Raw genomic sequence first — 25,418 nt, forward strand, 5'->3', positions numbered from 1 at the left:
AATGAATCTATGTCTGGTGAGTATGTCACACGTCTTTTTCCGCGCCGTACGCGCGGTGTTTTCCTGCAACACGCTTCGCCTGAGCCTGCCCTGTTTATTTCTGGCAGGGTGTGTTTCCCATGCGCCACAAAGTGCAATTAGCGATAAACAAGAAGATAAATGGCCCGATAACCAGCTGGCAGATTTCCTCTCAACCCGCTGCGACGATATCTGGAACCTGTCAGGACATGACGTTGAAAGCAACCCGCTGTTCTGGCTGCGTGGGATAGATTGCGCCCAGCGTCTTGCGCCGGTAGACGCCCGCTCGAAGGCGGCGATGCTGGATGACGACACCTGGCAGGACGCTTTCAAGCGCGGGATTTTACTCGCAGATGCGAAAATCACCCCCGTTGAACGCCGCGTCAATGTCACCCGGCTGGACACGTTTGTAGTCAATCTTCCTGTGCAGGTACGCCCGGTATACCAGCTCTGGCGCGATGGGCAGACATTACAGCTTCAGCTGTCTGAAGAGCGCTCCCGCTACAGCAAGCTGCAGCAGTCAACCGACAGCGAGCTTGATACGCTGCGTCAACAGCAGCAACATTTACGTACGCAGCTGGATACCACGACGCGCAAGCTGGAAAACCTGACGGATATCGAAAGGCAGCTCTCGTCGCGTAAATATCAGCCGGGGAGTTCATCCGCTGCACCGGACAGCGATACGCCGAAACAAGAGGATGTGAAGCATGACGAGCCGTAAACCTGCCCATCTTTTACTAGTAGATGACGATCCCGGACTGTTAAAGCTGCTGGGGATGCGTCTGGTGAGTGAAGGCTACAGCGTCGTGACCGCTGAAAGCGGGCTGGAAGGACTGAAGATCCTCAGCCGCGAGAAAATCGATCTGGTAATAAGCGACCTGCGGATGGACGAAATGGATGGTCTGCAGCTGTTCGCGGAGATCCAGAAGCAGCAGCCGGGTATGCCCGTGATTATCCTGACGGCGCACGGGTCGATCCCGGATGCGGTTGCCGCGACGCAGCAGGGGGTCTTCAGCTTCCTGACCAAGCCGGTGGACAAAGACGCGCTTTATAAGGCTATCGACAGCGCGCTGGAACACGCCGCCCCGGCGGGGGATGAAGCGTGGCGGGAGTCCATCGTCACCCGCAGCCCCATTATGCTGCGTCTGCTTGAACAGGCCCGGATGGTGGCGCAGTCCGACGTCAGCGTGCTCATCAACGGCCAGAGCGGAACCGGGAAAGAGATCCTGGCGCAGGCGATCCATAACGCCAGCCCGCGCAGTAAAAACGCCTTTATCGCCATTAACTGCGGCGCGCTTCCAGAACAGCTGCTCGAATCTGAACTGTTTGGTCACGCCCGCGGCGCATTCACCGGCGCGGTGAGCAGCCGGGAAGGGCTGTTCCAGGCCGCGGAAGGGGGCACGCTGTTCCTGGACGAGATTGGCGACATGCCCGCGCCGCTGCAGGTCAAACTGCTGCGCATATTGCAGGAGCGAAAAGTTCGCCCGCTGGGCAGCAATCGCGACATTGATATTAACGTACGCATTATTTCCGCTACCCACCGCGACTTGCCAAAAGTGATGGCCCGCAACGAGTTTCGCGAAGATCTCTACTACCGTCTGAACGTGGTGAATCTGAAGATCCCGGCGCTGGCGGAGCGTGCGGAAGACATTCCGCTGCTGGCGAACCATCTTTTGCGCCAGGCGGCCGATCGCCATAAACCATTCGTGCGCGCGTTTTCCACCGACGCGATGAAGCGGCTGATGGCCGCAGGCTGGCCGGGTAACGTGCGCCAGCTGGTGAACGTGATTGAGCAGTGCGTGGCGCTGACCTCCTCACCGGTGATCAGCGATGCGCTGGTGGAGCAGGCGCTGGAAGGGGAAAACACGGCCCTGCCGACGTTTGCGGAAGCGCGGAATCAGTTTGAGCTGAACTATCTGCGTAAGCTATTGCAGATCACCAAAGGCAACGTGACCCACGCGGCGCGCATGGCCGGACGCAACCGCACCGAGTTCTACAAGCTGCTGTCGCGCCACGAGCTGGAAGCAAACGATTTTAAAGAGTAATGCCGTATGGTACTGTGAGCAATCGATTACGAGGCAGCTTACAGGCAAGAGTTTAAGGACCCACCATGAAAAAGATTGATGCGATTATTAAACCTTTCAAACTGGATGACGTGCGTGAAGCGCTGGCGGAAGTCGGCATCACCGGGATGACCGTGACGGAAGTGAAAGGTTTTGGTCGTCAGAAGGGCCACACCGAGCTTTACCGTGGCGCAGAGTACATGGTCGACTTTCTGCCGAAAGTAAAAATTGAAATCGTGGTCAGCGACGATATCGTCGATACCTGCGTGGATACCATTATCCGCACGGCGCAGACGGGCAAAATCGGCGACGGTAAAATCTTCGTCTTTGACGTGGCGCGCGTGATCCGTATTCGTACCGGCGAAGAAGACGACGCCGCGATTTAACAATGCCAACGGTTTTGTAGGCCGGGTAAGGTGCAACCACCCGGCGAAAAAAAGCCCCTCGAACGAGGGGCTTTTTCATTACAGCACCTTATGGGGCCCGAAACATTCATAATGAATGTTGTCTTTGTTCACACCCAGCTCCACCAGCTGCTTCGCGGCATACTGCATAAACGCCACCGGCCCGCAGACGTAGAACTGCATGTCCGGCGCGCTAAACGCCCCTTCCATCAGGCTTAAATTCATCATACCTTCGCTGTCAAATCGTGCGGCCGCGCGGTCTGCATCCGTCGGCAGGCGATACCAGGTGTGCGCGGTGAAGCGCGGCAGGGACGCCCCGAGCGTTTTCACTTCATCAGCAAAGGCGTGTACGTCACCGTTTTCCGCAGCGTGGAACCAGTTGACCTGCGCACCGTGGTTGGCTTTCGCCAGCGTATCAAGCATCGCCAGCATTGGCGTTTGGCCGACGCCCGCAGAGATCAGCGTAACCGGGGTATTCGCTTCAACGGCCATGAAGAAATCGCCCGCCGGCGCGGCCAGATGAACCACGTCGCCCACGTTAGCTTCGTTGTGAAGCCAGTTGGATACCTGACCGCCGTCCTCACGCTTCACCGCAATGCGGTAGCCTTTGCCGTTTGGCTTGCGGGTAAGAGAATACTGGCGGATCTCCTGATGCGGGAAACCTTCAGGCTTCAGCCACACGCCCAGATACTGGCCCGGCTGGTAATCGGCAACCGGCTGTCCGTCCACTGGCTCAAATTCAAAGCTGGTAATCAGCGCGCTGCGCGGCGTTTTCTCAACGATGCGGAAGGCGCGCGTGCCTTCCCAGCCGCCGTTCTTGCTGGCATTTTCGCTGTAGATCTGCGCTTCGCGGTTGATAAACACGTTTGCCAGCACGCCGTAGGCTTTCCCCCACGCGTCCAGCACCTCCTGGCCCGGGCTGAACATCTCGTCCAGCGTTGCCAGCAGGTGGCCACCCACAATGTTGTACTGCTCGGGCTGGATCTGGAAGCTGGTGTGCTTCTGCGCGATTTTTTCCACCGCGGGCAGCAGTGCCGCCAGGTTTTCAATATTGCTGGCGTAGGCCGCGATGGCGTTGAAAAGCGCTTCGCGCTGATCGCCGTTACGCTGGTTGCTCATGTTGAAAATTTCCTTGAGCTCCGGGTTGTGCGTGAACATGCGATCGTAGAAATGGGCGGTGAGTTTAGGGCCGGTTTCCACCAGCAGGGGAATGGTGGCTTTAACGGTAGCGATGGTTTGAGCGTCGAGCATGAGCGCATCCTTCTGATGTGACTTTAATGATGTATTTTAAATGCATCTTATAAAAAATACCCCTGCGTTGTAAATGGTTCTTTGCAAGATGAAAAATATGCATCACAAACCTGAAAAGAAATCCGCTGGAAAGAGCGAGAGCTTTATTCCTCAAACCCTTGCGTGGCGGGTAGGAAAACGTTTGCGTAAAATCGTTTGTCAAGACCTGTTATCACAGAACTAATCAGTTATACTGTTGCCCGTCGTCCAACAGGACTGCCTTTTCAGGCCAAAATTTACTTGTTAGCTGAGTCAGGAGATGCGGATGTTAAAGCGTGAAATGAACATTGCCGATTATGATGCCGAACTGTGGCAGGCTATGGAGCAGGAAAAAGTACGTCAGGAAGAGCACATCGAACTGATCGCCTCCGAAAACTACACCAGCCCGCGCGTCATGCAGGCGCAGGGTTCTCAGCTGACTAACAAATATGCTGAAGGTTACCCGGGCAAGCGCTACTACGGTGGTTGCGAGTACGTTGATATCGTTGAGCAGCTGGCTATCGACCGTGCGAAAGAACTCTTTGGCGCTGACTACGCGAACGTGCAGCCGCACTCTGGCTCTCAGGCTAACTTCGCGGTCTACACCGCGCTGCTGCAGCCGGGCGATACCGTTCTGGGTATGAACCTGGCGCAGGGCGGCCACCTGACTCACGGCTCCCCGGTTAACTTCTCCGGCAAACTGTACAACATCATCCCTTACGGTATTGATGAGTCCGGTAAAATTGACTACGAAGACATGGCGAAGCAGGCTAAAGAGCACAAACCGAAGATGATCATCGGTGGCTTCTCTGCTTACTCCGGTATCGTTGACTGGGCAAAAATGCGTGAAATCGCGGACAGCATCGGTGCTTACCTGTTCGTCGACATGGCGCACGTTGCGGGCCTGATTGCCGCTGGCGTTTACCCGAACCCGGTTCCACACGCTCACGTTGTGACCACCACCACCCACAAAACCCTGGCGGGTCCACGCGGTGGCCTGATCCTGGCGAAAGGCGGTGACGAAGAGCTGTACAAAAAACTGAACTCCGCTGTATTCCCAAGCGCGCAGGGTGGCCCGCTGATGCACGTTATCGCGGCAAAAGCGGTCGCGCTGAAAGAAGCGATGGAGCCTGAGTTCAAGGTTTATCAGCAGCAGGTTGCTAAGAATGCCAAAGCGATGGTGGAAGTGTTCCTGAACCGTGGCTACAAAGTGGTATCCGGCGGTACTGAAAACCACCTGTTCCTGCTGGATCTGGTTGATAAGAACCTGACCGGTAAAGAAGCTGACGCAGCCCTGGGCCGCGCCAACATCACCGTGAACAAAAACAGCGTGCCAAACGATCCGAAGAGCCCGTTCGTGACCTCCGGTATCCGTATCGGTTCTCCGGCCGTAACTCGCCGCGGCTTTAAAGAAGCGGAAGTTAAAGAGTTGGCTGGCTGGATGTGTGACGTTCTGGACAACATCAATGACGAAGCGGTTATCGAGCGCGTCAAAGGTAAAGTTCTGGATATCTGCGCACGCTTCCCGGTTTACGCATAATTCCTCTGCCTGGCAGAAATAAAAAAGGCCGCGCTTGCGGCCTTTTTTTATGGCTTAACGCCGGTCGAGGGAAATGGCTCCAGGTCCGACAATCGCCAGCAAAATAAAGGCGCCAGCAATACTGACGTTCTTATAGAAGTTAATCATATTCGGCACGACCGCATCACCTGTCATATCCCAGTAGTGGTGCCCAATCACCGCGGTTCCGAGGGTATAGAATACAAACAGTACCGCGAGAGGACGGGTGAAAAAGCCCAGGACGATCAGGATAGCGGCAGGCACTTCCATTACCACCGCAATAATGGCCGCCAGCATGGGCATCGGCGCACCCAGCGAGGTCATATATTGTACGGTGCCGCTAAACCCCGTCAGTTTTGGATAACCAAAGATAATAAACAGCACGACAAGCGCGATGCGGCCAATCAGCAGCAGCAGGTGACGTGACTGACCGAAATCTAAATAACGTAGAGTGTTCATAGCTGGCTCATTTTTCAGGGGACCCAATTTAAAATTAATACACAAATCCATAGTCTTCCATTCAGCTTTTCTTCATAAATCAGGCGTTCGCGTGATGTTAAATTCAGACTTCGTGTAAAATTGTCTCTTTTCTTTGGCAAGGGAAATTTATGCAGTGCATATCATGTCAGCAAGAAGAGGCAAATAAAGAATCCGGGCTTTGTAATCAGTGTGAGCGTGCAGACGAAAAGAAAATTAACGGGCTGCTTTATCTCCCGGCGGCGGGCCTGGTGATTAACCTCATCATGACGCCTATTGGAGCATGGAATTACTTTGCGGCGATGTTCCACTTTTTCCAGTCAGGGGGAATTAACCTGTTTGGGGCCGTGGGTATCGCGGTAATGATAATTGATGTGGCACTGACCGCGGCCGCAGGCTGGTATTTCTTTAAAAGAAAGTCGGGTATCCGTAAGATCATCATTCCCTACTATTTAATGGGCGTTGTCTTTATGCTTTATTTTGTGGGCATACCTGCCTGGCTCTTCGACGCAAGGCTGGATACGGCTGATATTCGCAATGCGCTTTCCTCCATTGTTGGCGCATCGATCTGGATCCCCTACTTCCTGGTTTCCAAACGCATTAATCAGGTCTTTGTGCGCTAGACGTTTCGCAGGGCCGCCATGGCCCTGTAAAATGTGCGTGTTATTCACTTGTTAATAGTTGCTTGCGCAGGCTTTGATTTAACGCCAGACTATGGCCTCGATTTCGGGAGGGATTCATGGTCTTGCATTCCACGCGCTGGCTGGCGCTCAGTTATTTCACCTATTTTTTTAGCTACGGTATTTTTCTTCCTTTCTGGAGCGTCTGGCTCAAGGGTATCGGCCTGACTCCTGAGACCATCGGTGTCCTGCTGGGGGCCGGGCTGGTGGCGCGTTTCCTCGGCAGCCTGCTGATTGCCCCGCGCGTCAGCGATCCCTCCTTGCTGATCAAGGCCGTGCGTATTCTTGCTCTGCTGACGCTGGTCTTTGTTGCCTGCTTCTGGGTCAGCCACCAGTTTGCCTGGCTGATGGTGGTGATGGTCGGCTTTAACCTGTTCTTCTCACCGCTGGTGCCGCTAACGGATGCCCTGGCGAACACCTGGCAAAAGCAGATCACCATGGACTATGGCCGCGTGCGCCTGTGGGGCTCTATTGCCTTTGTGATAGGTTCCGCGCTGGTGGGCAAACTGGTCAGCCTTTACGATTACCGCGCCATTCTCGCCCTGCTGAGTATCGGTATTGCCTCAATGCTGCTGGGCATGCTGCTGCGTCCTTCGGTGATGCCGCAAGGGGAAAGCCGCCATCAGGAGAGCGCAGGCTGGCCCGCCTGGCGGAGTCTGGTGGCCCAGAGCTGGCGTTTTCTGGCATGTGTCTGTCTGCTTCAGGGGGCGCATGCGGCATACTATGGCTTCAGCGCCATCTACTGGCAGGGGGCGGGATACTCTGCTTCCGCAGTGGGCTATCTGTGGTCGCTGGGGGTAGTGGCCGAAGTCATTATCTTCGCCCTGAGCAAGAAGCTGTTCCGCCGCTTTGGCGCGCGAGACCTGCTGCTGCTTTCCGCCGTGTGCGGCGTGGCGCGCTGGGGGATTATGGGCTGGACGACCGATCTGCCATGGCTGATAGTGGCGCAAGTCCTTCACTGCGGCACCTTTACAGTGTGCCATCTGGCGGCCATGCGCTATATCGCAGCGCGCGAGGGCGGAGACGTTATTCGCCTGCAGGCCGTCTATTCGGCGGTCGCGATGGGGGGCAGTATCGCGATCATGACGGTCTTTGCGGGGTTCCTCTACCAGCATCTGGGGCATGGGGTCTTCTGGGTGATGGCGCTGGTCGCCTTACCCGCCATCGTTGTTCGTCCTAAAGTGGCCGCTCGCGCCTCGCTATGATTCCAGCATGGCGCGAATATGTTCTTGCTGCTGCGCGTTCAATGTCTCAACGGCATGTATCAGCGGCGGCGAGAACAGCGGCAGGACGGTAGGGTAGGGGGTGATAACCAGCGCGGCTTCGCGCGGTGCCCCCTCTTTCTGGAAAGCCTGCAGCGTCAGATAGCGAATGTTGAGCGGCAGCAGCGTCAGCTCGCGAAGCTGCTGTTCAATCAGGTCCTCGGTGGCTTTATCGTCTCCCGTCAGCAGGATCACCTGTTTTTCGTGCAGATCGGTCTCCTGCATCAGCCAGGCACCGAAAATCACCGCGACAAGACTCATCTCTTCATCTGAAAAACGCAGCCCAAACTCCGCCTCCAGCTCAAACAGCGCTTCCTTTGTGGTGCGTAAGAGCCGGGGATAAAGGCGATGGATCTCCTCCGGCAGGCTATTGTCGATGCCGATCTCAAACAGCGAGCGGTCCAGCGCCTGAGCCAGATGGATATATAGCTGATCGGTCAGCCCTTGCTCATCGCTGAAGTTCATCCCGGTCTGCGAGCGAAAACGAGCGACCATGCGCACGATGGCCCGACGCAAGCGCTGATCCTGCTGGTGTTTATCGAGCACCGGATCGGGCGTGCGGAGCATCATAAACAGCAGGGCCAGAAACAGCTGTTCATCCCCGTGCGCACCCTGCGGCACGCGACGTCTCCAGTGACGCACGATCTCCTGGGCCGTAAAATACTCCCCTCTCGACTGGGTCCAGCTGCGCTGAACGTGAGAAAACTGCGGCGTATTCCCGAGCTGATGCTGAATAAGACAGTATTGCAGATAGAGCTGTAAAAACTGGACGTCGCGGCATTCAAACTGGCGCTGCAGCTTGCGGGAGCAGAAGCCGATCAGCGCCCGCAGGTTCGCATCATCGTAAAGCGGCCGCGCAATGCCGTGTTGTTTAAGCGCGGTTTTTAATGCGGGGGTAAACTGGTGCGAGACAAACTGCGGGCAAAGCCGCAGCGCCCGGCGCAGCCAGTGCAGCAGGCATAAACGCTGATTCAGGGATGTGCCTTCAATCCGGAAGCTGCCGTCGTGGTGCGTGACGATGTCCAGCCGGTGATAGCGCTGGATTTCATCGCGCGTCTCGGCTATATCTTGCCGTGCCATCGCGTCGTCCACCCCGTTGGCAGCAATTATGCTCTGTGCGGTGACGGCAGCATCGGGCAGGTAAAGCATCAAAAGCACCTGGCAGCGGCGCTGCGAACTGGAAAGCACAGATGGAATTTCAAGCGTCGTCATCATCTGTCGGGTATCCAGTGTGAATGTTTGATAAGAATAGCTAAAGGATGAGCGCTGAAAAGCGCGCCGGCAGGCCTTTCACTCAGGATTGCTGGGGAACATCACAGAATTTTTGACGTGAGGAATTGATGCAAACAGTTAAACAAAGTGCGATGGCGTTATTTTTGGCGGTTATCAGCTTCACCGCCAGCGCACACCCTCACAGTTTTATTGACCTCCAGACCGAGCTGGTTACCGACGGCACGCAGCTGAGCGGCCTGAAGATGCGCTGGACGATGGATGAAATCACCTCGGCCGATCTGCTCTATGATGCGGGAAACGCTAAGCCCGGCGATGAAATCTGGAAAAAGCTGGCGGCGGAAGTGATGGCCAACGTGCTCGGCCAGCACTACTTCACGGAATTCTGGCACAACGGGCAGAAGGTCAAATTTCTGAACCGGCCAACGGAATACGGTATGGCGCGTGACGGGCATCAGGCGGTGCTGACGTTTGTGCTTCCGCTGGCGCATCCGCAGCCGCTGGCGGGGCAAACGTACCGCTTTTCTACCTTTGATCCTACCTACTATGTCGACATGCGCTATGACAAAGACGGCGACGTACGGCTGCCGGACGCTCTGCAAAAAAACTGCAAAATTGGCGTGCACACCCCGAAACCCAGCGAAGAGACGCTGAACTTTGCGATCTCGCTTGATAAAGAAGATGCACCCCCTGAGGACATGGAGTTGGGTAAACAGTTCGCGCAGGAGGTGACGTTACAATGTCAGTGATCTCTTCTCCGGTTCGTAAACCGCGCCGCTGGCTGCACCTCTGGCCGCTGGCGCTCTTTCTCCTGCTAGCCGTTTGCGGTTCGCTCTGGCTATGGCAGGCCTGGCCGCAGGTGATGATGAAAAGCATCGTCTGGCAGCGTGAGGTCAACCAGCAGATGAGCGGACTGCTGAAGGCGGTGGCGGAGAACCCGACCAAAGCGGGCGGATCCCTGCTGGCGTTCAGCTTTATCTATGGCGTTCTGCACGCGCTGGGGCCGGGGCACGGCAAAATCGTGATCGCGACCTGGCTCGCCACCCATCCGTCGAAGTTGAAATCGAGTATCGGGCTGACGCTGGCCTCCTCGCTGCTTCAGGGCAGCGTGGCGATTGCGCTCGTCGTTGTCGTGCTTTCGCTGTTGCAGCTTCCCGCGCGCCAGCTGCACATGAGCAGTTTCTGGCTGGAGAAGGGGAGTTACGCGCTGGTCGGCGTGCTGGGGCTGATCCTCTGCTGGCGGGCGCTGAAAAAGCTGCGCGCGCTGCTGCGAAAGCCAACGTTCAAATCCTTTACGCCGCACCACGTTCATGATGAAAACTGCGGCTGCGGGCATCAGCATTTGCCCACGCAGGAACAGTTGCAGAACGGCGACGACTGGCGCGCGCGACTGATGATTGTTCTCTCGATGGGCATGCGCCCGTGTTCGGGGGCCATCATGGTGCTGCTGTTCAGTAAGGTGATTGGCGTGTTTGGCTGGGGAATGCTCTCTGCGCTGGCGATGGCGGCAGGAACGTCTCTCACCATTTCGTCTTTAGCGCTGCTGGTTCATAGCTTCCGTCAGCTGGCGGTCAAACTGAGCGGCAATAAAACGCCGGTGCTGTGGCGGCAGGTAGGGTGGACAACGCTTGCGCTGGCGGGCGGAGTGATTCTGCTGGTGGCGGCGGTGACGATGTGGATGAGCGCGGTGCCGGTGGGAAGGGGATTGCGGCCTTTCTAGCGTACTGAGGGATTTTGTAGGCCCGGTAAGCGTAGCGCCACCGGGCTTAACTAACTGGATTAACGCTTCAGCGCATCGCTCAGTTCATCACGCATGTTTGCCAGCATGGCTTTAACAACGCGTGGGTTACCTGCAACGACGTTGCCGGTAGACATATAGTTATGGCCGCCGGTGAAATCACATACGATGGCGCCTGCTTCACGTGCGATCAGCTCGCCCGCAGCAAAGTCCCACGGCTTCAGAGACAGCTCGAAGTAACCGTCAACGCGGCCGGTCGCCACGTAGGCCAGATCCAGCGCGGCAGAACCGGTGCGGCGGAAGTCAGCGCATTCGGTAAACAGTTTGCCCAGGATATTCATATAGGTGGTCGCGTGCTGTTTCGCCTTGAACGGAAAACCGGTCGCCAGAATGGTGCCGTCCAGATCGCGTGCGTTGCTGCAGCGCAGACGGTAGCCGTTCAGCTGTGCGCCCTGACCGCGGGTAGCGGTGAACAGTTCATTACGCATTGGATCGTAAACAACGGCGACTTCAGTACGGCCTTTAATGCGTACTGCGATAGACACAGAGAAGTGTGGCAGGCGTTTAACAAAGTTGGTGGTGCCATCCAGTGGATCGATAACCCATTGAACATCCTGATCGGTACCTTCATGTTCACCGCTTTCTTCGGTGATGATGGTGTGCTGCGGGTAAGATTTGCGGATCGTTTCGATAATAATCGCTTCTGCGGCTTTATCGACGTTAGTCACGAAATCATTGCTGCCTTTCTGGCTGGTTTCTACGGAGTCTGGCGTTTCGTAGTGTTTGGCAATTACATTACCCGCCTTGCGCGCTGCGCGCACGGCGATGGTCAGCATCGGATGCATCGGTCTCTCTCACTGGATGTTAAAGAACAGGAAAATCGGCGCAGAGTATAGCAGTGGGATCGGATTATGTCTCCCGTTTATGATAATATGCCGGAATATTCTTCAGACGCTGAATTCAGACATTAAAAATTATGCTGCAAAACATTCGAATCGTGCTGGTCGAAACATCGCACACCGGCAACATGGGCTCCGTTGCCCGCGCTATGAAAACCATGGGCTTAACGAACCTGTGGCTGGTTAATCCGCTGGTGAAACCTGACTCGCAGGCTATCGCCCTGGCGGCCGGTGCCAGCGACGTGATCGGCAACGCCCAGATCGTCGATACCCTTGACGAAGCGCTGGCCGGCTGCAGCCTCGTTGTCGGGACCAGCGCGCGTTCACGCACGCTGCCGTGGCCGATGCTGGATCCGCGCGAATGCGGCCTGAAAAGCGTCTCAGAAGCGGAGCAGGCACCGGTTGCGCTGGTGTTTGGCCGCGAGCGCGTTGGCCTGACCAACGACGAGCTGCAGAAGTGCCACTATCACGTCGCCATCGCGGCGAACCCGGAATACAGCTCGCTGAACCTGGCGATGGCGGTGCAGGTTATCGCCTATGAGGTGCGTATGGCGTGGCTGGCGACGCAGGAGAAACAGGTAGAGCCTAAAGAAGAGACGGTCTACCCGCTGGTGGACGACCTTGAGCGCTTCTACGGTCACCTGGAGCAGACGCTGCTCTCAACCGGCTTTATTCGTGAAGGCCACCCGGGCCAGGTGATGAACAAGCTGCGCCGTATGTTTACCCGCGCTCGCCCGGAAAGCCAGGAGCTGAACATCCTGCGCGGGATTCTGGCGTCGATTGAGCAGAAGAATAAAGAGTAGTGTCGATTTCCCCCTCTCCCCGCGGGAAAGGGCTAGGGTGAGGGCATCAGACCGCACCTGGGTTATGAAGGCACGGAACGTTAAATACCTGACTAAAACAGTCAAGTAAATAGTTGACCATTTTAGTCAGGAATGTCAGACTTGGCCCTGCTATGCAATACCCCCATTTTACAATAAAAAACCCCGGGCAGGGGCGAGTTTGAGGTTAAGTAAGACATGAGACTGACATCTAAAGGGCGTTATGCCGTGACCGCGATGCTGGACGTTGCGCTCAACTCCGAAGCGGGCCCGGTTCCGTTGGCTGATATTTCTGAACGACAAGGGATCTCCCTCTCTTACCTGGAACAGCTGTTCTCCAGACTGCGTAAAAATGGACTGGTTTCCAGCGTTCGTGGTCCAGGCGGTGGTTATCTGCTGGGTAAAGACGCGGGCAGTATTGCAGTTGGTGAAGTGATTAGCGCAGTTGACGAATCCGTTGACGCGACCCGTTGCCAGGGTAAAGGCGGCTGCCAGGGCGGCGATAAGTGCCTGACCCACGCGCTGTGGCGCGATCTGAGCGACCGTCTGACCGGCTTCCTGAACAACATCACCCTCGGTGAGCTGGTGAATAACCAGGAAGTTCTGGACGTATCGGGCCGTCAGCACGGCCATGATTCCCAACGCAGCACCCGCGCGCAGGACGCTATCGACGTCAAATTACGCGCGTAATAAAACGATAAGTATTTCAGAATCAGGCCGGGGCGAAGACTCGCCCCGTGTACTCGGTCGTACATCCAGCCGGTTGCCTGATTCCTTGCATTGAAGCGATGTACGGAGTTTAAAGAGCAATGAAATTACCGATTTATCTCGATTACTCCGCAACCACGCCGGTGGACCCGCGTGTTGCCGAGAAAATGATGCAGTGTCTGACCCTGGACGGAAACTTTGGTAACCCAGCTTCCCGTTCACACCGTTTTGGCTGGCATGCTGAAGAGGCGGTTGATATCGCCCGTAATCAGATTGCCGACCTGGTGGGTGCCGACCCGCGTGAGATTGTATTCACCTCCGGTGCGACCGAATCCGACAACCTGGCGATCAAAGGTGCAGCCAACTTTTATCAGAAAAAAGGCAAGCACATCATCACCAGCAAAACCGAACACAAAGCCGTGCTGGATACCTGCCGCCAGCTGGAGCGTGAAGGGTACGAAGTGACTTACCTGGCGCCACAGAGCAACGGGATCATCGACCTGAAAGAGCTCGAAGCGGCCATGCGTGATGACACCATTCTGGTTTCCATCATGCACGTTAACAACGAAATCGGCGTCGTTCAGGACATCGCAACCATCGGCGAAATGTGCCGCGCGCGCGGTATCATCTATCACGTTGACGCGACCCAGAGCGTGGGCAAACTGCCTATCGATCTGAGCCAGCTGAAAGTGGACCTGATGTCCTTCTCCGGCCACAAAATTTATGGCCCGAAAGGGATCGGCGCGCTGTACGTTCGTCGTAAACCGCGTATCCGCATCGAAGCACAGATGCACGGCGGCGGTCACGAGCGCGGCATGCGTTCCGGCACTCTGCCTGTTCACCAGATCGTGGGCATGGGCGAAGCGTACCGCATTGCAAAAGAAGAGATGGAAACCGAGATGGCGCGCCTGCGCACGCTGCGTAACCGTCTGTGGGACGGCGTGAAAGATATGGAAGAAGTGTATCTGAACGGCGATCTCGAGCAGGGCGCACCGAACATCCTCAACGTCAGCTTCAACTATGTTGAAGGCGAATCGCTGATCATGGCGCTGAAAGACCTGGCCGTTTCTTCCGGTTCCGCCTGTACGTCTGCAAGCCTGGAGCCATCCTACGTGCTGCGCGCGCTGGGCATGACCGACGAGCTGGCACACAGCTCTATCCGTTTCTCTTTAGGTCGTTTCACTACCGAAGAAGAGATTGACTACACCATCAAGCTGGTTCGCAACTCCATCGGCCGTCTGCGCGACCTTTCTCCACTGTGGGAAATGTTCAAGCAGGGCGTGGATCTGAACAGCATTGAATGGTCACATCACTAATCGGTACATAAGGAGAATTCAATCATGGCATACAGCGAAAAAGTCATCGATCATTACGAAAACCCGCGCAACGTTGGCTCTTTTGACAACAGCGACGAATCTGTCGGTAGCGGCATGGTTGGCGCACCGGCGTGTGGCGACGTGATGAAGTTGCAGATTAAAGTCAACAATGAAGGTATCATTGAAGACGCGCGCTTCAAGACCTACGGCTGCGGTTCTGCTATCGCGTCCAGCTCCCTGGTCACCGAATGGGTGAAGGGCAAGTCCCTGGACGAAGCACAGGCAATCAAGAACACCGATATTGCTGAAGAACTCGAACTGCCACCGGTGAAAATTCACTGTTCAATTCTGGCAGAAGACGCGATCAAAGCCGCCATTGCGGACTATAAAAGCAAACGTGAAGCAAAATAATTGAGGTTTGAGTATGTCGATTACCCTTAGCGACAGCGCTGCCGCGCGAGTAAGCTCTTTTCTGGCGAACCGTGGTAAAGGCTTTGGCCTGCGACTGGGCGTACGTACCTCCGGCTGTTCTGGTATGGCTTACGTACTGGAGTTTGTTGATGAACCGGCGTCTGATGATACCGTGTTTGAAGACAAGGGCGTGAAGGTGGTGGTCGATGGCAAAAGCCTGCAATTCCTCAACGGCACTCAGCTGGACTTCGTTAAAGAAGGCCTGAACGAAGGGTTCAAATTCACGAACCCGAACGTCAAAGACGAGTGTGGTTGCGGCGAAAGCTTCCACGTTTAACCGCGCGTCATCCGAAACCCCACCGTGGCTTACCCGCTGCGCGTGGGGTTTGTTCTAACAGGCTACCCCTGAGATTGTTATGGATTATTTCACTCTCTTCGGACTACCCGTTCAATACCCGATTGATCTCCAGGCGCTGACGATCCGTTTTCAGGATCTTCAGCGTCAGTATCACCCGGATAAATTCGCCAGTGGTACTCAGGCAGAACAGCTGTCTGCGGTATCGCACTCTGCGACCATCAACCAGGCCTGGCAGACGCTGCGCCATCCGCTGGCGCGTGCAGAATATCTGCTCTCGCTCCACGGTTTCGATCTGGCGAGCGAACAGCATACCGTGCGCGACACCGCGTTTCTGATGGAACAGCTGGAGCTTCGCGAAGAGCTGGATGAGATTGAACAGGCCAAAGACGAAGCGCGTCTGGAAAGCTTCATCACGCGCGTGAAGGGCATGTTCGATACCCGCCATCAGCAGATGGTGGAGCAACTGAACAACGAGACCTGGGACGCGGCGGCAGACACTGTGCGCAAACTCCGTTTTCTCGATAAACTGCGAAGCAGTGCTGAACAACTCGAAGAAAAGCTGCTCGATTTTTAATTTCGGAAGCAATTATGGCCTTATTACAAATTAGTGAGCCTGGCTTAAGTGCCGCACCGCACCAGCGTCGTCTGGCGGTGGGTATCGATCTGGGCACCACCAATTCCCTCGTGGCGACCGTGCGCAGCGGCCAGGCGGAAACGCTGGCCGACGAGCAGGGCCGCCATCTGCTGCCTTCCGTGGTCCACTACCAGCAGCAGGGTCACGCGGTCGGCTATGACGCCCGCGCCAACGCCGCGCGCGATCCGGCCAACACCATCAGCTCCGTAAAGCGCATGATGGGCCGCTCGCTGGCCGATATTCAGACCCGCTATCCGCATCTGCCGTATCAGCTGCAGGCCAGTGAAAACGGCCTGCCGATGATTGCGACCGCGGCCGGTCTGCTGAACCCGATTCGCGTTTCCTCCGACATCCTCAAAGCGCTGGCCGCGCGCGCTACGGCGACGCTCGGCGGCGATCTGGACGGCGTAGTCATCACCGTTCCGGCCTATTTTGACGATGCACAGCGTCAGGGCACCAAAGACGCTGCGCGTCTGGCGGGCCTGCACGTGCTGCGCCTGCTGAACGAACCGACGGCGGCGGCGATTGCCTACGGCCTCGACTCCGGTCAGGAAGGGGTCATTGCGGTTTACGATCTCGGCGGCGGTACCTTTGATATCTCGATCCTGCGCTTAAGCCGCGGGGTATTTGAAGTGCTGGCGACCGGCGGGGATTCCGCACTGGGCGGCGATGACTTCGACCATCTGCTGGCGGACTACATTCGCGAGCAGGCGGGCATCAGCGATCGCAGCGATGCGCGCGTGCAGCGTGAACTGCTGGATGCGGCCATCGACGCTAAAATAGCCCTGAGCGATGCGCAGACGGTTACCGTAAACGTTGCGGGCTGGCAGGGTGAGATCGCCCGCGACCAGTTCAGCGATCTGATTGCCCCGCTGGTGAAACGCACCCTGCTGGCCTGCCGTCGCGCACTGAAAGATGCGGGCGTTGAGGCGAACGAGGTGCTGGAAGTGGTCATGGTGGGCGGTTCGACCCGCGTGCCGCTGGTGCGCGAGCGCGTGGGCGAATTCTTTGGCCGCACGCCGCTGACCTCCATCGATCCGGACAAAGTAGTTGCCGTGGGCGCCGCTATCCAGGCCGATATTCTGGTCGGCAACAAGCCGGACAGCGAAATGCTGCTGCTGGACGTCATCCCGCTGTCGCTCGGGTTAGAAACCATGGGCGGCCTGGTAGAGAAAGTGATCCCGCGTAACACCACTATTCCGGTGGCGCGCGCGCAGGAGTTCACGACCTTCAAAGACGGTCAGACCGCGATGTCCATCCACGTAATGCAGGGCGAGCGCGAGCTGGTGCAGGACTGCCGCTCTCTGGCTCGCTTTGCGCTGCGCGGCATCCCGGCGCTGCCTGCGGGCGGGGCGCATATTCGCGTTACCTTCCAGGTGGACGCCGACGGTCTGCTAAGCGTCACGGCGATGGAAAAATCCACCGGCGTGGAATCGTCCATTCAGGTGAAGCCGTCCTACGGCCTGACCGATGGCGAAATCGCCTCCATGATTCAGGACTCAATGAGCTACGCCGAGCAGGATGTGAAGGCGCGTATGCTGGCTGAACAAAAAGTTGAAGCCGCACGCGTGCTGGAAAGCCTGAACGGCGCGCTCGCTGCCGATGCCGCGCTGTTAAGCGCCGCTGAGCGTCAGGTGATTGACGACGCTGCCGCGCGCTTGAGCGCAGTAGCAGAAGGCAATGACGCTGACGCAATAGAAGAAGCCATTAAAAACGTTGATAAACAAACCCAGGACTTTGCTGCTCGCCGCATGGACAAATCTGTCCGCGTCGCGCTGAAAGGCCAGTCCGTGGACGAGGTTTAATATGCCAAAGATTGTTATTTTGCCTCATGCGGACCTCTGTCCGGATGGCGCTGTTCTGGAAGCGAAGACCGGTGAAACCATTCTCGATGTTGCCCTGCGTGCAGGTATCGAAGTGGAACACGCCTGTGAAAAATCCTGTGCCTGCACCACCTGCCACTGCATCGTGCGTGAAGGTTTTGACTCTCTCGCCGAGAGCACCGAAGACGAAGACGACATGCTGGATAAAGCATGGGGTCTGGAGCCTGACAGCCGCCTGAGCTGCCAGGCCGCGGTGACCGATGAAGATCTGGTCGTGGAATTCCCACGCTACACCATCAACCACGCACGCGAGCATTGATATGGGACTTAAGTGGACAGACAGCCGCGAAATCGGCGAAGCGCTCTACGACGCGAACCCGGATCTCGATCCGAAGACCGTACGATTCACCGACATGCACCAGTGGATCTGCGATTTAGAGGATTTCGACGACGATCCAAACGCATCCAATGAAAAAATTCTGGAGGCGATTCTGTTAGTCTGGTTAGATGAAGCAGAATAATTTCCACGTCATGCTTCACGTTGCCGATGCGTTGGCTGCGCTTGTTCACCCCGGTCACAGAGTTATCTCTGCTCCCGGGGATTCACTCGCTTGCCGCCTTCCTGCAACGCGAATCATTTAGTGGAAAGAGACTCTATGGGCTGCCTTCAGGCGGCCCGTTTGCTAATAAGGATAAATAAAATGACCGAAGCGATGAAGATTACGCTCTCTACGCAGCCAGCCGATGCGCGCTGGGGCGAGAAAGCCACCTACAGCATCAACAACGACGGCATTACCCTGCACCTGACGGGCAACGATGATTTGGGCCTGATCCAGCGCGCCGCGCGTAAAATTGACGGCCTGGGCATTAAGCATGTGTCCCTGGAAGGCGAAGGCTGGGACACCGACCGCAGCTGGGCATTCTGGGCTGGCTACAAAGGGCCGAAAGGCACCCGCAAAATTGAGTGGGCAAACCTTGACGCTGCCGGTCAAAAAGAGCTGGAAAGCCGCCTGCAAATCATCGACTGGGTGCGTGACACCATCAACGCCCCGGCGGAAGAGCTTGGTCCTGAGCAGCTGGCGCAGCGCGCGGTTGACCTGCTGTGCGGCGTGGCGGGCGACAAGATGTCCTACCGCATTACCAAAGGTGAAGACCTGCGCGAGCAGAATTACATGGGTATCCACACCGTGGGCCGTGGTTCTGAGCGTCCTCCGGTCCTGCTGGCGCTGGATTACAACCCAACCGGCGATAAAGCGGCGCCGGTCTTTGCCTGCCTGGTGGGTAAAGGTATCACCTTCGATACCGGCGGCTACAGCCTGAAGCAGAGCGCGTTCATGGACTCCATGAAGTCCGACATGGGCGGCGCGGCAACTATCACCGGCGCGCTGGCGTTCGCCATTACCCGCGGTCTGAACAAGCGCGTGAAGCTGTATCTGTGCTGCGCGGACAACATGGTGAGCGGTAACGCCTTCAAGCTGGGCGACATCATTCGCTATCGCAACGGCAAAAACGTCGAAGTGATGAACACCGACGCCGAAGGCCGCCTGGTGCTGGCCGATGGCCTGATCGACGCGTCTGCCCAGAAGCCAGAGCTGATTATTGACATGGCGACCCTGACCGGCGCGGCAAAAACCGCTCTGGGCAACGACTACCACGCGCTGTTCAGCTTTGACGACAAGCTGGCCGCTCGCCTGCTGGCAAGCGCCGCTGCCGAAAACGAACCGTTCTGGCGTCTGCCGCTGGCCGAGTTCCACCGCAGCCAGCTGCCGTCCAACTTTGCCGAGCTGAACAACACCGCGAGCACGGCGTACCCTGCAGGTGCAAGCACGGCGGCAGGCTTCCTGTCCCACTTCGTTGAGAATTATCACGAAGGCTGGCTGCACATCGACTGCTCCGCAACCTACCGTAAAGCGGCGGTTGAGCAGTGGTCCGCTGGCGCGACCGGTCTGGGCGTGCGTACCGTGGCGAACCTGCTGACGGCTGAGTAATCTTTATTGCCCTCACCCTAACCCTCTCCCAAGGGGAGAGGGGATGGTTTGCTCCCTCTCCCTTGAGGGAGAGGGCCGGGGTGAGGGGAAATGCATCATCTGGAATTGTTATGTCCGAAACCAAAAACGAATTAGAAACCCTGCTGGAGCAGGCGGCGACCGAGCCCGCCCACCGTCCGGCATTTTTCCGCACGCTGCTGGAATCCACCGTCTGGGTGCCGGGAACCGCGGCGGAAGGTGAGCAGGTTGTAGAAGACAGCGCGCTGGATTTGCTGCACTGGGAGAAAGACGACGGCACGTCGGTGATCCCGTTCTTTACCTCGCTGGAAGCTCTGCAGGAAGCGGTAGAAGACGAACAGGCGTTCGTGGTGATGCCGGTGCGTACCCTGTTTGAAATGACGCTGGGCCAGACGCTGTTCCTTAACGCGAAGCTGCCGACCGGGAAAGAGTTTACGCCGCGTGAAATCAGCCATCTGATAGGCGAAGAGGGCAACCCGCTCAGCACCCAGGAAGTGCTGGAAGGGGGCGAAACGCTGCTGCTGTCTGAAGTGGCCGAGCCGCCCGCGCAGATGATTGATTCCCTGACGACGCTGTTCAAAACCCTGAAACCGGTTAGACGCGCGTTTCTCTGCTCCATTAAAGAGCGTGCGGACGAGCAGCCGGTGCTGCTGATTGGTATTGAGGCGGACGGCGATATCGACGACATCATTCAGGCGGCGGGAAGCGTGGCGACCGACACGCTGCCGGGCGACGAGCCGATTGATATCTGCCAGGTGAAGAACGGTGAAAAGGGCATCAGCCACTTTATTACCGAGCACATCACGCCTTTCTACGAGCGTCGCTGGGGCGGCTTCCTGCGCGATCTCAAAACCAACCGCATCATCTGATTACGGCGGGGTGAATATCACCCCGTTGCTTCCAGCAGCAGTAAATCCATCAGCAGCACCAGATTCGACTCAAACGACGTCACCCCCGCGGCTTCGGCGGCGAAGTGTACCGCTTCGTCATAGAGGGCAAAATGCACGTCCGCCATCCCCGCCAGCGTATTGGCTGAGGCGCGGGTAAACGCGACAATCGTCATACCGACGTTTTTGGCAATCCGCGCTTTATCCAGCACCTGCTCGGTTTCGCCGCTGCGCGAGACGGCAATAAACACCTGATAGCGTGAGGCGTTGCTGAGGAAAATATTCCGGCTGTCTCCCGGCCCGGAGATAAACGCCGTTTTGCCCAGCACCTGCAGCTTCTTGGTCAGGTACTCCGCAAACAGATAGGAAAAACCGGCCCCGTAGAGAAAGAAGCTCTCTTTCTGGCGCAGCAGGTCGGCAAACTGCTGGCGCTTCTCCTGCGTGACCCACTGGAAGGTGTGCTGATAGTTGGCGATAAACTGATTAAACAGCACCGGGAGTTCTGGAAGGGAGGGCGCCTGGGCGGCAATATGCGGCGTGTCGGAGAGCAATTGCTTGCAGTGCCAGATAAACTCGCTAAAGCCGCTAAACCCCAGCTTCTGACACAGCCGCATGATGGTGGCGGTGGAAACAAATGTCGCCTGCGCCAGCTCTCGCACCGTGATGTTGCCCACCAGCATCGGGTGCTCCGTGAGGTGGGCGAGGACGCGATACTCCGCGCGGGTCAGCGACGCACCGCGCGTTAACAGCGTGGCCAGGCGGTTATCCATTATTTCGCGGGTTCGACAGGAAGATCGTCCCGCGCACCCCATTCGCTCCAGGCGCCATCGTAAAGCGTGACGTCGTTTACGCCAAGCGTGGCGAGCGCCAGGATCACCACGCAGGCCGTTACGCCGGAGCCGCAGCTGGCAATAATCGGACGGTGTAAATCAACGCCGGCACGGTCAAAAATGGCGCGCAGTTCGTCGGTGGTTTTCAGCTCTCCCTCAAACACCAGATCGCCCCACGGCACGTTCAGCGCCCCCGGAATATGTCCGCGCTTCAGCCCTGGACGCGGTTCATCCGCTTCGGCATTGAAGCGCGGAGCAGGACGGGCATCGACGATTTGCGCCGTTTTTTCATGGCTCACGACCAGCACGTCGGTCAGGCGTTTTACCACGTGCGCGTCGAACGTGGCATCGAATTCGCCTTCCGGAAGCGTCACGTCACCCTGCTGGAGCGGCAGCTCGTCGCGCTTCCAGCCCGCCAGCCCGCCCGCCAGAATCGAGACTTTTTCCACGCCGAAGTTCTTCAGCATCCACCACGCGCGCGGGGCGGAGAAGAGGTTACCTTCATCATAGACAACAAGGTGTTTGTCTTTGCTGACGCCCAGCTCGCGCATCGCCACAGAAAACGCTTCCGGGCGCGGCAGCATGTGCGGCAGGGGAGAGTTGCGATCGGAGAGGGCTTCGATATCAAAAAATACCGCGCCAGGCAGATGCCCTGCACGGTATTCACCGGGCACGTCGCGATGCTCTTGCCCCGGCGGGGCCATACGCGCGTCAATTATCTGAACTTCCGGATCGTCACCGTGCTCAATCAGCCAGTCGGCGGCGACAAAATATGAGGTGGACATGGGTTGCCTCCATTCTTTTCCGTAAAAAAGGATTGTCGGTGTTTTTTCTGACACCGACAAGCAAACCACGTTCAACTCGCGAGCAAGCCCCTATTTTTTCACCGGTTCGCCATCCTGCCAGGCTTTTTGCAGCGCAGGCCAGTAGTCGCGGTTGGCCTCGATCATCTCATCCAGAATCGCTTTCGCGTGTTCCATGGTCGGCACGGTGCGGTTGAGGGTAAACGCCTGCAGGGCTTTCTCATAGCTCCCCTCGATGGTCGCTTTCACCAGCAGCTGCTCAGACGCAAGCTGCTGTTGCAAAAGGGTCTGATGGAACAGCGGCACCTGACCGACGCGAATCGGTTCCGGGCCTTCGGAGGTGATATAAGCGGGCACTTCCACCACCGCATCGTAAGGCAGGTTGGTAATCGCCCCGCGGTTTTCCACCATCACCAGATGGCGGCTTCGCAGGTTAAAGGCCAGCGAGCAGGCGACATCGACGATAAACTCGCCGTGGACGCCCACGTGGAAGGCGTCCGGCAGGATCCCGGTGCGCTTGTATTCTTCGGCAGCGGCGAACAGCTTTTTCTCGCGCCCGTCCATGACTTCATTGGCGCGGGTATAGTCCGGGTTCTGATGCTCGACGATCTGGTTCGGCATCAGGTAGTACTGCAGGTACGGGTTCGGCAGATACTCTGGGAAGTTGTCCATGATCGGCTTAATGTTGCGCCAGGTCTTTACCCATGATGGATCGGAATGCTGCGGATCGGTTTTGGCCGCATCTTCCGTCAGCAGGCCAAACTTCGCGATATGCTTACGCAGCTCGGGAAGCTTGTCTTCGCCGTCCACCAGCACGCGGGTAAACCAGCCGAAGTGGTTCAGGCCGAAGTAGTTCACCTCCAGCCTGCGGCGATCGACACCCAGAATCGCCCCCATATTGCGCATCGCGGCCACCGGCATATCGCAGATGTTCAGCACCCGTGCATTTGGCCGCAGGCGGCGCACGCCCTCCGCGACAATCGCCGCCGGATTGGAGTAGTTCACGATCCAGGCTTTTTCGTGCGCGTAGCGATCCACCAGATCGATAAGCTCCACCATCGGCAGGATCGTGCGCAGCCCGTACGCCAGGCCGCCGGGCCCGCACGTTTCCTGCCCGACCACGCCGTGGCGCAGCGGGATCTTCTCATCCTGCTCGCGCATCTTGTACTGGCCGACGCGCATCTGGGCGAAGACGAAATGCGCGCCGCTGAACGCCACTTCCGGGTCACTGGTAACGGTGAACTTGATGCTCTGGCTGTGGTCGCGAATGACCTTTTCGACGACGGGCGCAATGGTGTTCTGGCGCGCCTCGTCGATGTCATAAAGGCGGATTTCAGCCAGCGGGAAATCCTGCAGGCGCACCATCAGGCTTTTCACAATGCCCGGCGTGTAGGTGCTACCGCCGCCGGCAATCGAAAGAATGAATGGGGGTATAAACATCTTTAGCTCCTTTCAGAGAAACGTCTCAACGGCTTCTCGCATTTTTTTGACGTGCAGCCCGTAGACCACCTGAACGTTGTTACCTTGTTTGATAATCCCTTTCGCGCCAGTCGCCTTGAGCCGCGGCTCGTCGATAATGGCGACGTCCTTCACCGTGACGCGTAAGCGGGTGTAGCAGTTGTCCACCACCTCAATGTTTTCCCTGCCGCCCAGACCCGTCACGATGGATTCGCCCAGCCCGTCGTTATTGCCCTTCGCCTGGTACTCCTGCTTGCTGTAGAGGCGCGTCTCCCGATCGTCATCCTCACGGCCCGGCGTTTTCATGTTGAAGCGCAGGATCAGGAAGCGGAACACCACGAAGTAGAGGGCAAACATGATCAGCCCGACCACGATGTACATCGGCCAGTTGGACTTCTCCGTGCCGAGCGGCAGGTTGTAGAGGATAAAGTCGATAATCCCGTTGGCGCCGATGGCGTGAACGCCCAGCAGCGAGAACAGCATCATGCCGATGCCGGTCAGCACCGCGTGCACCACGAACAGCAGCGGGGCGACGAACAGGAAGGAGAACTCAATCGGCTCGGTCACGCCGACCAGCAGCGAGGTCAGCGCCGCCGGGATCAGAATGGCTTTCGCAATGGCTTTACGCTCCGGCCTGGCGGTCATATACATCGCCAGCGCGGCGGCAGGCAGGCCGAACATCTTGCTGATGCCGCGCGCGTCCCACACCACGGTGCTGCTGAGCTGCTTCACGTCCGGGCAGGCCATCTCGGCGAAATAGATATTGCGCGCGCCCTGATAGGTTGCGCCGCACACCTCCTGCGTGCCGCCCAGCTCGGTATAGAGGAACGGGGTATAAACCAGATGGTGCAGGCCGGTGGGGACCAGAATTCGTTCCAGGAAACCGTAGATTGCCACGCCAAACGGCCCGGAGCCTTTGATGGCCAGCGCCAGGGCGCTAATGCCGTGCTGGGCAAACGGCCACAGTTCACTCATCACCACGCCGAGCAGCATGGAGACGGGAAGCATGACGATGGCGACAAAACAGTGGCCGGAGTAAATCGCCATCGCGCCGTTAAACTGTACGCCGGAGTATTTGTTGTACAGATATCCGGATAGCGCCCCGGTCAGGATCCCGGCAAAAACGCCCATCTCCAGCACCTGCACGCCCAGCACCATGGTCTGTCCGGCCGCTTTCATCTGGGCAACTGGCGCCAGCGCGCCCTGCAGCTGCAGCGTGACGTTCATGGCGTTGATGAACACGATAAAGGTGACCAGGCCAATCAGCGCGGCATAGCCTTTATCACGCGTCGCCAGACCAATCGGGATACCGACGGCAAACACCAGCGCCAGGTTAACCAGCACCGACACGGCAGATTTCGCGATAAGCTGACCAGTATGCTGAATCAGAGGATGTCCAAGAAACGGCAGGTACTCGGCGAGATTACCGTTACCCAGCACGTTACCAAAGGCGATAAACAGACCGACGATCGGTAAGATAAGTACCGGTCCGTACAATGATTTTCCGAAATTTTGTAGAGCGTTCACGGCTCGTTTCATGGCTTTCTCTCTTTTTGAACCGCGCACTCGGGGTGCGTCATGGTCATAAAACTAGCAGCCTTCAGGCGAGCTTAGCCAGCTATCTTCTTGTTTTAAAAACAAATGACTTGAAAGGTAACATGTGACGTTATGTGCTGTGATCGCGGTTCCATCACGGCGTAGCGACGTGATGCCATTCTGCGAGGGGCTTTCCAGATTTTAAAATTGGCCTTTTTGAATTAATGAA

27 protein-coding genes are annotated in these 25,418 nt (G+C 57.2%); 19 read left to right on the plus strand and 8 right to left on the minus strand.

Annotation, left to right across the window (positions count from 1 at the left end; all coding sequences use genetic code 11):
* The first annotated feature begins 1 nt into the window (after position 1).
* The 3 genes from qseG (at position 2) to glnB (ending at position 2,467) form a co-directional block, all read left to right on the plus strand.
* A complete protein-coding gene (gene qseG / locus AC1VYI_RS07465) occupies positions 2-739 on the plus strand; it encodes a two-component system QseEF-associated lipoprotein QseG (protein ID WP_023308836.1) in 738 nt (245 codons plus the stop codon).
* Entirely contained in the window at positions 726-2,063 is a 1,338-nt protein-coding gene (glrR, locus tag AC1VYI_RS07470; protein WP_134867268.1) for a two-component system response regulator GlrR, read from the plus strand. Before qseG ends, glrR begins: the two co-directional genes overlap by 14 nt.
* A 65-nt stretch (positions 2,064-2,128) precedes the next feature.
* On the plus strand, positions 2,129-2,467 hold the full coding sequence (gene glnB / locus AC1VYI_RS07475; RefSeq protein ID WP_003860685.1) for a nitrogen regulatory protein P-II: 339 nt from the start codon (positions 2,129-2,131) through the stop codon (positions 2,465-2,467).
* A 78-nt stretch (positions 2,468-2,545) separates the two neighbouring features.
* On the opposite strand, the gene hmpA is transcribed toward glnB, so the two are convergent.
* Positions 2,546-3,736, minus strand: coding sequence for an NO-inducible flavohemoprotein (hmpA, locus tag AC1VYI_RS07480; protein WP_134867269.1), 1,191 nt, complete (start codon positions 3,734-3,736; stop codon positions 2,546-2,548).
* Between the two features lie 304 nt (positions 3,737-4,040).
* On the opposite strand from hmpA, the gene glyA reads away from it, so the two are divergent.
* Positions 4,041-5,294, plus strand: coding sequence for a serine hydroxymethyltransferase (gene glyA, locus AC1VYI_RS07485; RefSeq protein ID WP_008502165.1), 1,254 nt, complete (start codon positions 4,041-4,043; stop codon positions 5,292-5,294).
* A 54-nt stretch (positions 5,295-5,348) separates the two neighbouring features.
* Here the strand turns inward: glyA and AC1VYI_RS07490 are convergent, their stop codons facing one another.
* Positions 5,349-5,771 carry a DoxX family protein gene (locus AC1VYI_RS07490; RefSeq protein WP_032667909.1) on the minus strand — a complete coding sequence of 141 codons (423 nt, stop codon included), beginning with the start codon at positions 5,769-5,771 and terminating at the stop codon, positions 5,349-5,351.
* 149 nt (positions 5,772-5,920) lie between these two features.
* On the opposite strand from AC1VYI_RS07490, the gene AC1VYI_RS07495 reads away from it, so the two are divergent.
* Together AC1VYI_RS07495 and AC1VYI_RS07500 are read left to right on the plus strand one after the other, a co-directional pair.
* On the plus strand, positions 5,921-6,412 hold the full coding sequence (locus AC1VYI_RS07495) for a DUF2569 domain-containing protein (protein WP_045355304.1): 492 nt from the start codon (positions 5,921-5,923) through the stop codon (positions 6,410-6,412).
* A gap of 116 nt (positions 6,413-6,528) precedes the next feature.
* A complete protein-coding gene (locus AC1VYI_RS07500) occupies positions 6,529-7,674 on the plus strand; it encodes a 3-phenylpropionate MFS transporter (protein WP_134867270.1) in 1,146 nt (381 codons plus the stop codon).
* Here the strand turns inward: AC1VYI_RS07500 and csiE are convergent.
* The gene (csiE, locus tag AC1VYI_RS07505; protein WP_134867271.1) at positions 7,669-8,946 is read right to left on the minus strand and encodes a stationary phase inducible protein CsiE; all 1,278 of its coding nucleotides are present in this window, start codon (positions 8,944-8,946) and stop codon (positions 7,669-7,671) included. The genes AC1VYI_RS07500 and csiE overlap by 6 nt on opposite strands.
* A 125-nt stretch (positions 8,947-9,071) precedes the next feature.
* Here csiE and AC1VYI_RS07510 point away from each other — a divergent pair, with 125 nt between their 5' ends.
* Positions 9,072-9,710: a DUF1007 family protein gene (locus AC1VYI_RS07510; protein ID WP_134867272.1), complete on the plus strand. Its 639-nt coding sequence runs from the start codon at positions 9,072-9,074 to the stop codon at positions 9,708-9,710.
* The gene (locus tag AC1VYI_RS07515) at positions 9,701-10,681 is read left to right on the plus strand and encodes a nickel/cobalt transporter (RefSeq protein WP_134867273.1); all 981 of its coding nucleotides are present in this window, start codon (positions 9,701-9,703) and stop codon (positions 10,679-10,681) included. The genes AC1VYI_RS07510 and AC1VYI_RS07515 overlap by 10 nt, the downstream gene beginning before the upstream one ends.
* 59 nt (positions 10,682-10,740) lie before the next feature.
* On the opposite strand, the gene suhB is transcribed toward AC1VYI_RS07515, so the two are convergent.
* The gene (gene suhB, locus AC1VYI_RS07520; RefSeq protein WP_023308828.1) at positions 10,741-11,544 is read right to left on the minus strand and encodes an inositol-1-monophosphatase; all 804 of its coding nucleotides are present in this window, start codon (positions 11,542-11,544) and stop codon (positions 10,741-10,743) included.
* 131 nt (positions 11,545-11,675) lie between these two features.
* On the opposite strand from suhB, the gene trmJ reads away from it, so the two are divergent.
* The 11 genes from trmJ to sseB all read left to right on the plus strand — a co-directional run bounded on the left by trmJ (position 11,676) and on the right by sseB (position 20,544).
* Positions 11,676-12,401: a tRNA (cytosine(32)/uridine(32)-2'-O)-methyltransferase TrmJ gene (trmJ, locus tag AC1VYI_RS07525; RefSeq protein WP_023308827.1), complete on the plus strand. Its 726-nt coding sequence runs from the start codon at positions 11,676-11,678 to the stop codon at positions 12,399-12,401.
* A gap of 216 nt (positions 12,402-12,617) precedes the next feature.
* The gene (gene iscR / locus AC1VYI_RS07530) at positions 12,618-13,109 is read left to right on the plus strand and encodes a Fe-S cluster assembly transcriptional regulator IscR (protein WP_045399615.1); all 492 of its coding nucleotides are present in this window, start codon (positions 12,618-12,620) and stop codon (positions 13,107-13,109) included.
* 119 nt (positions 13,110-13,228) lie between these two features.
* Positions 13,229-14,443, plus strand: a complete 1,215-nt coding sequence (gene iscS / locus AC1VYI_RS07535; RefSeq protein ID WP_008502157.1) for a cysteine desulfurase — start codon at positions 13,229-13,231, stop codon at positions 14,441-14,443.
* Between the two features lie 24 nt (positions 14,444-14,467).
* Positions 14,468-14,854 (plus strand): Fe-S cluster assembly scaffold IscU, encoded by a 387-nt coding sequence (gene iscU, locus AC1VYI_RS07540; protein ID WP_003860661.1) that lies wholly within the window; start codon positions 14,468-14,470, stop codon positions 14,852-14,854.
* A 13-nt stretch (positions 14,855-14,867) separates the two neighbouring features.
* Positions 14,868-15,191 carry an iron-sulfur cluster assembly protein IscA gene (gene iscA / locus AC1VYI_RS07545; RefSeq protein ID WP_003860659.1) on the plus strand — a complete coding sequence of 108 codons (324 nt, stop codon included), beginning with the start codon at positions 14,868-14,870 and terminating at the stop codon, positions 15,189-15,191.
* Between the two features lie 79 nt (positions 15,192-15,270).
* Complete coding sequence (gene hscB / locus AC1VYI_RS07550; protein ID WP_134867274.1) at positions 15,271-15,786, plus strand: co-chaperone HscB; 516 nt, start codon at positions 15,271-15,273, stop codon at positions 15,784-15,786.
* A gap of 14 nt (positions 15,787-15,800) precedes the next feature.
* Positions 15,801-17,651 carry a Fe-S protein assembly chaperone HscA gene (gene hscA / locus AC1VYI_RS07555; RefSeq protein ID WP_023333038.1) on the plus strand — a complete coding sequence of 617 codons (1,851 nt, stop codon included), beginning with the start codon at positions 15,801-15,803 and terminating at the stop codon, positions 17,649-17,651.
* 1 nt (position 17,652) lies between these two features.
* The gene (gene fdx / locus AC1VYI_RS07560) at positions 17,653-17,988 is read left to right on the plus strand and encodes an ISC system 2Fe-2S type ferredoxin (RefSeq protein ID WP_003860652.1); all 336 of its coding nucleotides are present in this window, start codon (positions 17,653-17,655) and stop codon (positions 17,986-17,988) included.
* A 1-nt stretch (position 17,989) separates the two neighbouring features.
* Positions 17,990-18,190 carry a Fe-S cluster assembly protein IscX gene (gene iscX, locus AC1VYI_RS07565; protein WP_003860650.1) on the plus strand — a complete coding sequence of 67 codons (201 nt, stop codon included), beginning with the start codon at positions 17,990-17,992 and terminating at the stop codon, positions 18,188-18,190.
* A 180-nt stretch (positions 18,191-18,370) separates the two neighbouring features.
* Positions 18,371-19,657: an aminopeptidase PepB gene (pepB, locus tag AC1VYI_RS07570; RefSeq protein WP_226484193.1), complete on the plus strand. Its 1,287-nt coding sequence runs from the start codon at positions 18,371-18,373 to the stop codon at positions 19,655-19,657.
* Between the two features lie 110 nt (positions 19,658-19,767).
* Complete coding sequence (gene sseB / locus AC1VYI_RS07575; protein ID WP_023308822.1) at positions 19,768-20,544, plus strand: enhanced serine sensitivity protein SseB; 777 nt, start codon at positions 19,768-19,770, stop codon at positions 20,542-20,544.
* A 17-nt stretch (positions 20,545-20,561) separates the two neighbouring features.
* On the opposite strand, the gene AC1VYI_RS07580 is transcribed toward sseB, so the two are convergent.
* The 4 genes from AC1VYI_RS07580 to AC1VYI_RS07595 all read right to left on the minus strand — a co-directional run bounded on the left by AC1VYI_RS07580 (position 20,562) and on the right by AC1VYI_RS07595 (position 25,192).
* Positions 20,562-21,332, minus strand: a complete 771-nt coding sequence (locus tag AC1VYI_RS07580) for a MurR/RpiR family transcriptional regulator (RefSeq protein WP_045399628.1) — start codon at positions 21,330-21,332, stop codon at positions 20,562-20,564.
* A complete protein-coding gene (sseA, locus tag AC1VYI_RS07585; protein WP_023308820.1) occupies positions 21,332-22,177 on the minus strand; it encodes a 3-mercaptopyruvate sulfurtransferase in 846 nt (281 codons plus the stop codon). The genes AC1VYI_RS07580 and sseA overlap by 1 nt, the downstream gene beginning before the upstream one ends.
* 90 nt (positions 22,178-22,267) lie before the next feature.
* The gene (locus AC1VYI_RS07590) at positions 22,268-23,635 is read right to left on the minus strand and encodes a 6-phospho-alpha-glucosidase (RefSeq protein WP_134867275.1); all 1,368 of its coding nucleotides are present in this window, start codon (positions 23,633-23,635) and stop codon (positions 22,268-22,270) included.
* Between the two features lie 12 nt (positions 23,636-23,647).
* A complete protein-coding gene (locus AC1VYI_RS07595; RefSeq protein ID WP_134867276.1) occupies positions 23,648-25,192 on the minus strand; it encodes a PTS transporter subunit EIIC in 1,545 nt (514 codons plus the stop codon).
* Between the last annotated feature and the right edge of the window lie 226 nt (positions 25,193-25,418).

It is taken from the genome of Enterobacter sp. QK-SA4, assembly GCF_056856775.1.

What these genes read in the sequence shown, in the direction of transcription:
- iscS (WP_008502157.1), top strand. Translation starts at nt 13,229, where the DNA reads ATGAAATTACCGATTTATCTCGATTACTCCGCAACCACGCCGGTGGAC.
- iscA (WP_003860659.1), top strand. Translation starts at nt 14,868, where the DNA reads ATGTCGATTACCCTTAGCGACAGCGCTGCCGCGCGAGTAAGCTCTTTT.
- hscA (WP_023333038.1), top strand. Translation starts at nt 15,801, where the DNA reads ATGGCCTTATTACAAATTAGTGAGCCTGGCTTAAGTGCCGCACCGCAC.
- sseA (WP_023308820.1), bottom strand. Translation starts at nt 22,177, where the DNA reads ATGTCCACCTCATATTTTGTCGCCGCCGACTGGCTGATTGAGCACGGT.
- AC1VYI_RS07590 (WP_134867275.1), bottom strand. Translation starts at nt 23,635, where the DNA reads ATGTTTATACCCCCATTCATTCTTTCGATTGCCGGCGGCGGTAGCACC.
- AC1VYI_RS07580 (WP_045399628.1), bottom strand. Translation starts at nt 21,332, where the DNA reads ATGGATAACCGCCTGGCCACGCTGTTAACGCGCGGTGCGTCGCTGACC.
- csiE (WP_134867271.1), bottom strand. Translation starts at nt 8,946, where the DNA reads ATGATGACGACGCTTGAAATTCCATCTGTGCTTTCCAGTTCGCAGCGC.
- AC1VYI_RS07595 (WP_134867276.1), bottom strand. Translation starts at nt 25,192, where the DNA reads ATGAAACGAGCCGTGAACGCTCTACAAAATTTCGGAAAATCATTGTAC.
- trmJ (WP_023308827.1), top strand. Translation starts at nt 11,676, where the DNA reads ATGCTGCAAAACATTCGAATCGTGCTGGTCGAAACATCGCACACCGGC.
- AC1VYI_RS07495 (WP_045355304.1), top strand. Translation starts at nt 5,921, where the DNA reads ATGCAGTGCATATCATGTCAGCAAGAAGAGGCAAATAAAGAATCCGGG.
- hscB (WP_134867274.1), top strand. Translation starts at nt 15,271, where the DNA reads ATGGATTATTTCACTCTCTTCGGACTACCCGTTCAATACCCGATTGAT.
- glrR (WP_134867268.1), top strand. Translation starts at nt 726, where the DNA reads ATGACGAGCCGTAAACCTGCCCATCTTTTACTAGTAGATGACGATCCC.
- iscR (WP_045399615.1), top strand. Translation starts at nt 12,618, where the DNA reads ATGAGACTGACATCTAAAGGGCGTTATGCCGTGACCGCGATGCTGGAC.
- iscX (WP_003860650.1), top strand. Translation starts at nt 17,990, where the DNA reads ATGGGACTTAAGTGGACAGACAGCCGCGAAATCGGCGAAGCGCTCTAC.
- AC1VYI_RS07515 (WP_134867273.1), top strand. Translation starts at nt 9,701, where the DNA reads ATGTCAGTGATCTCTTCTCCGGTTCGTAAACCGCGCCGCTGGCTGCAC.
- glnB (WP_003860685.1), top strand. Translation starts at nt 2,129, where the DNA reads ATGAAAAAGATTGATGCGATTATTAAACCTTTCAAACTGGATGACGTG.
- hmpA (WP_134867269.1), bottom strand. Translation starts at nt 3,736, where the DNA reads ATGCTCGACGCTCAAACCATCGCTACCGTTAAAGCCACCATTCCCCTG.
- suhB (WP_023308828.1), bottom strand. Translation starts at nt 11,544, where the DNA reads ATGCATCCGATGCTGACCATCGCCGTGCGCGCAGCGCGCAAGGCGGGT.
- qseG (WP_023308836.1), top strand. Translation starts at nt 2, where the DNA reads ATGAATCTATGTCTGGTGAGTATGTCACACGTCTTTTTCCGCGCCGTA.
- AC1VYI_RS07500 (WP_134867270.1), top strand. Translation starts at nt 6,529, where the DNA reads ATGGTCTTGCATTCCACGCGCTGGCTGGCGCTCAGTTATTTCACCTAT.
- AC1VYI_RS07490 (WP_032667909.1), bottom strand. Translation starts at nt 5,771, where the DNA reads ATGAACACTCTACGTTATTTAGATTTCGGTCAGTCACGTCACCTGCTG.
- pepB (WP_226484193.1), top strand. Translation starts at nt 18,371, where the DNA reads ATGACCGAAGCGATGAAGATTACGCTCTCTACGCAGCCAGCCGATGCG.
- fdx (WP_003860652.1), top strand. Translation starts at nt 17,653, where the DNA reads ATGCCAAAGATTGTTATTTTGCCTCATGCGGACCTCTGTCCGGATGGC.
- AC1VYI_RS07510 (WP_134867272.1), top strand. Translation starts at nt 9,072, where the DNA reads ATGCAAACAGTTAAACAAAGTGCGATGGCGTTATTTTTGGCGGTTATC.
- sseB (WP_023308822.1), top strand. Translation starts at nt 19,768, where the DNA reads ATGTCCGAAACCAAAAACGAATTAGAAACCCTGCTGGAGCAGGCGGCG.
- glyA (WP_008502165.1), top strand. Translation starts at nt 4,041, where the DNA reads ATGTTAAAGCGTGAAATGAACATTGCCGATTATGATGCCGAACTGTGG.
- iscU (WP_003860661.1), top strand. Translation starts at nt 14,468, where the DNA reads ATGGCATACAGCGAAAAAGTCATCGATCATTACGAAAACCCGCGCAAC.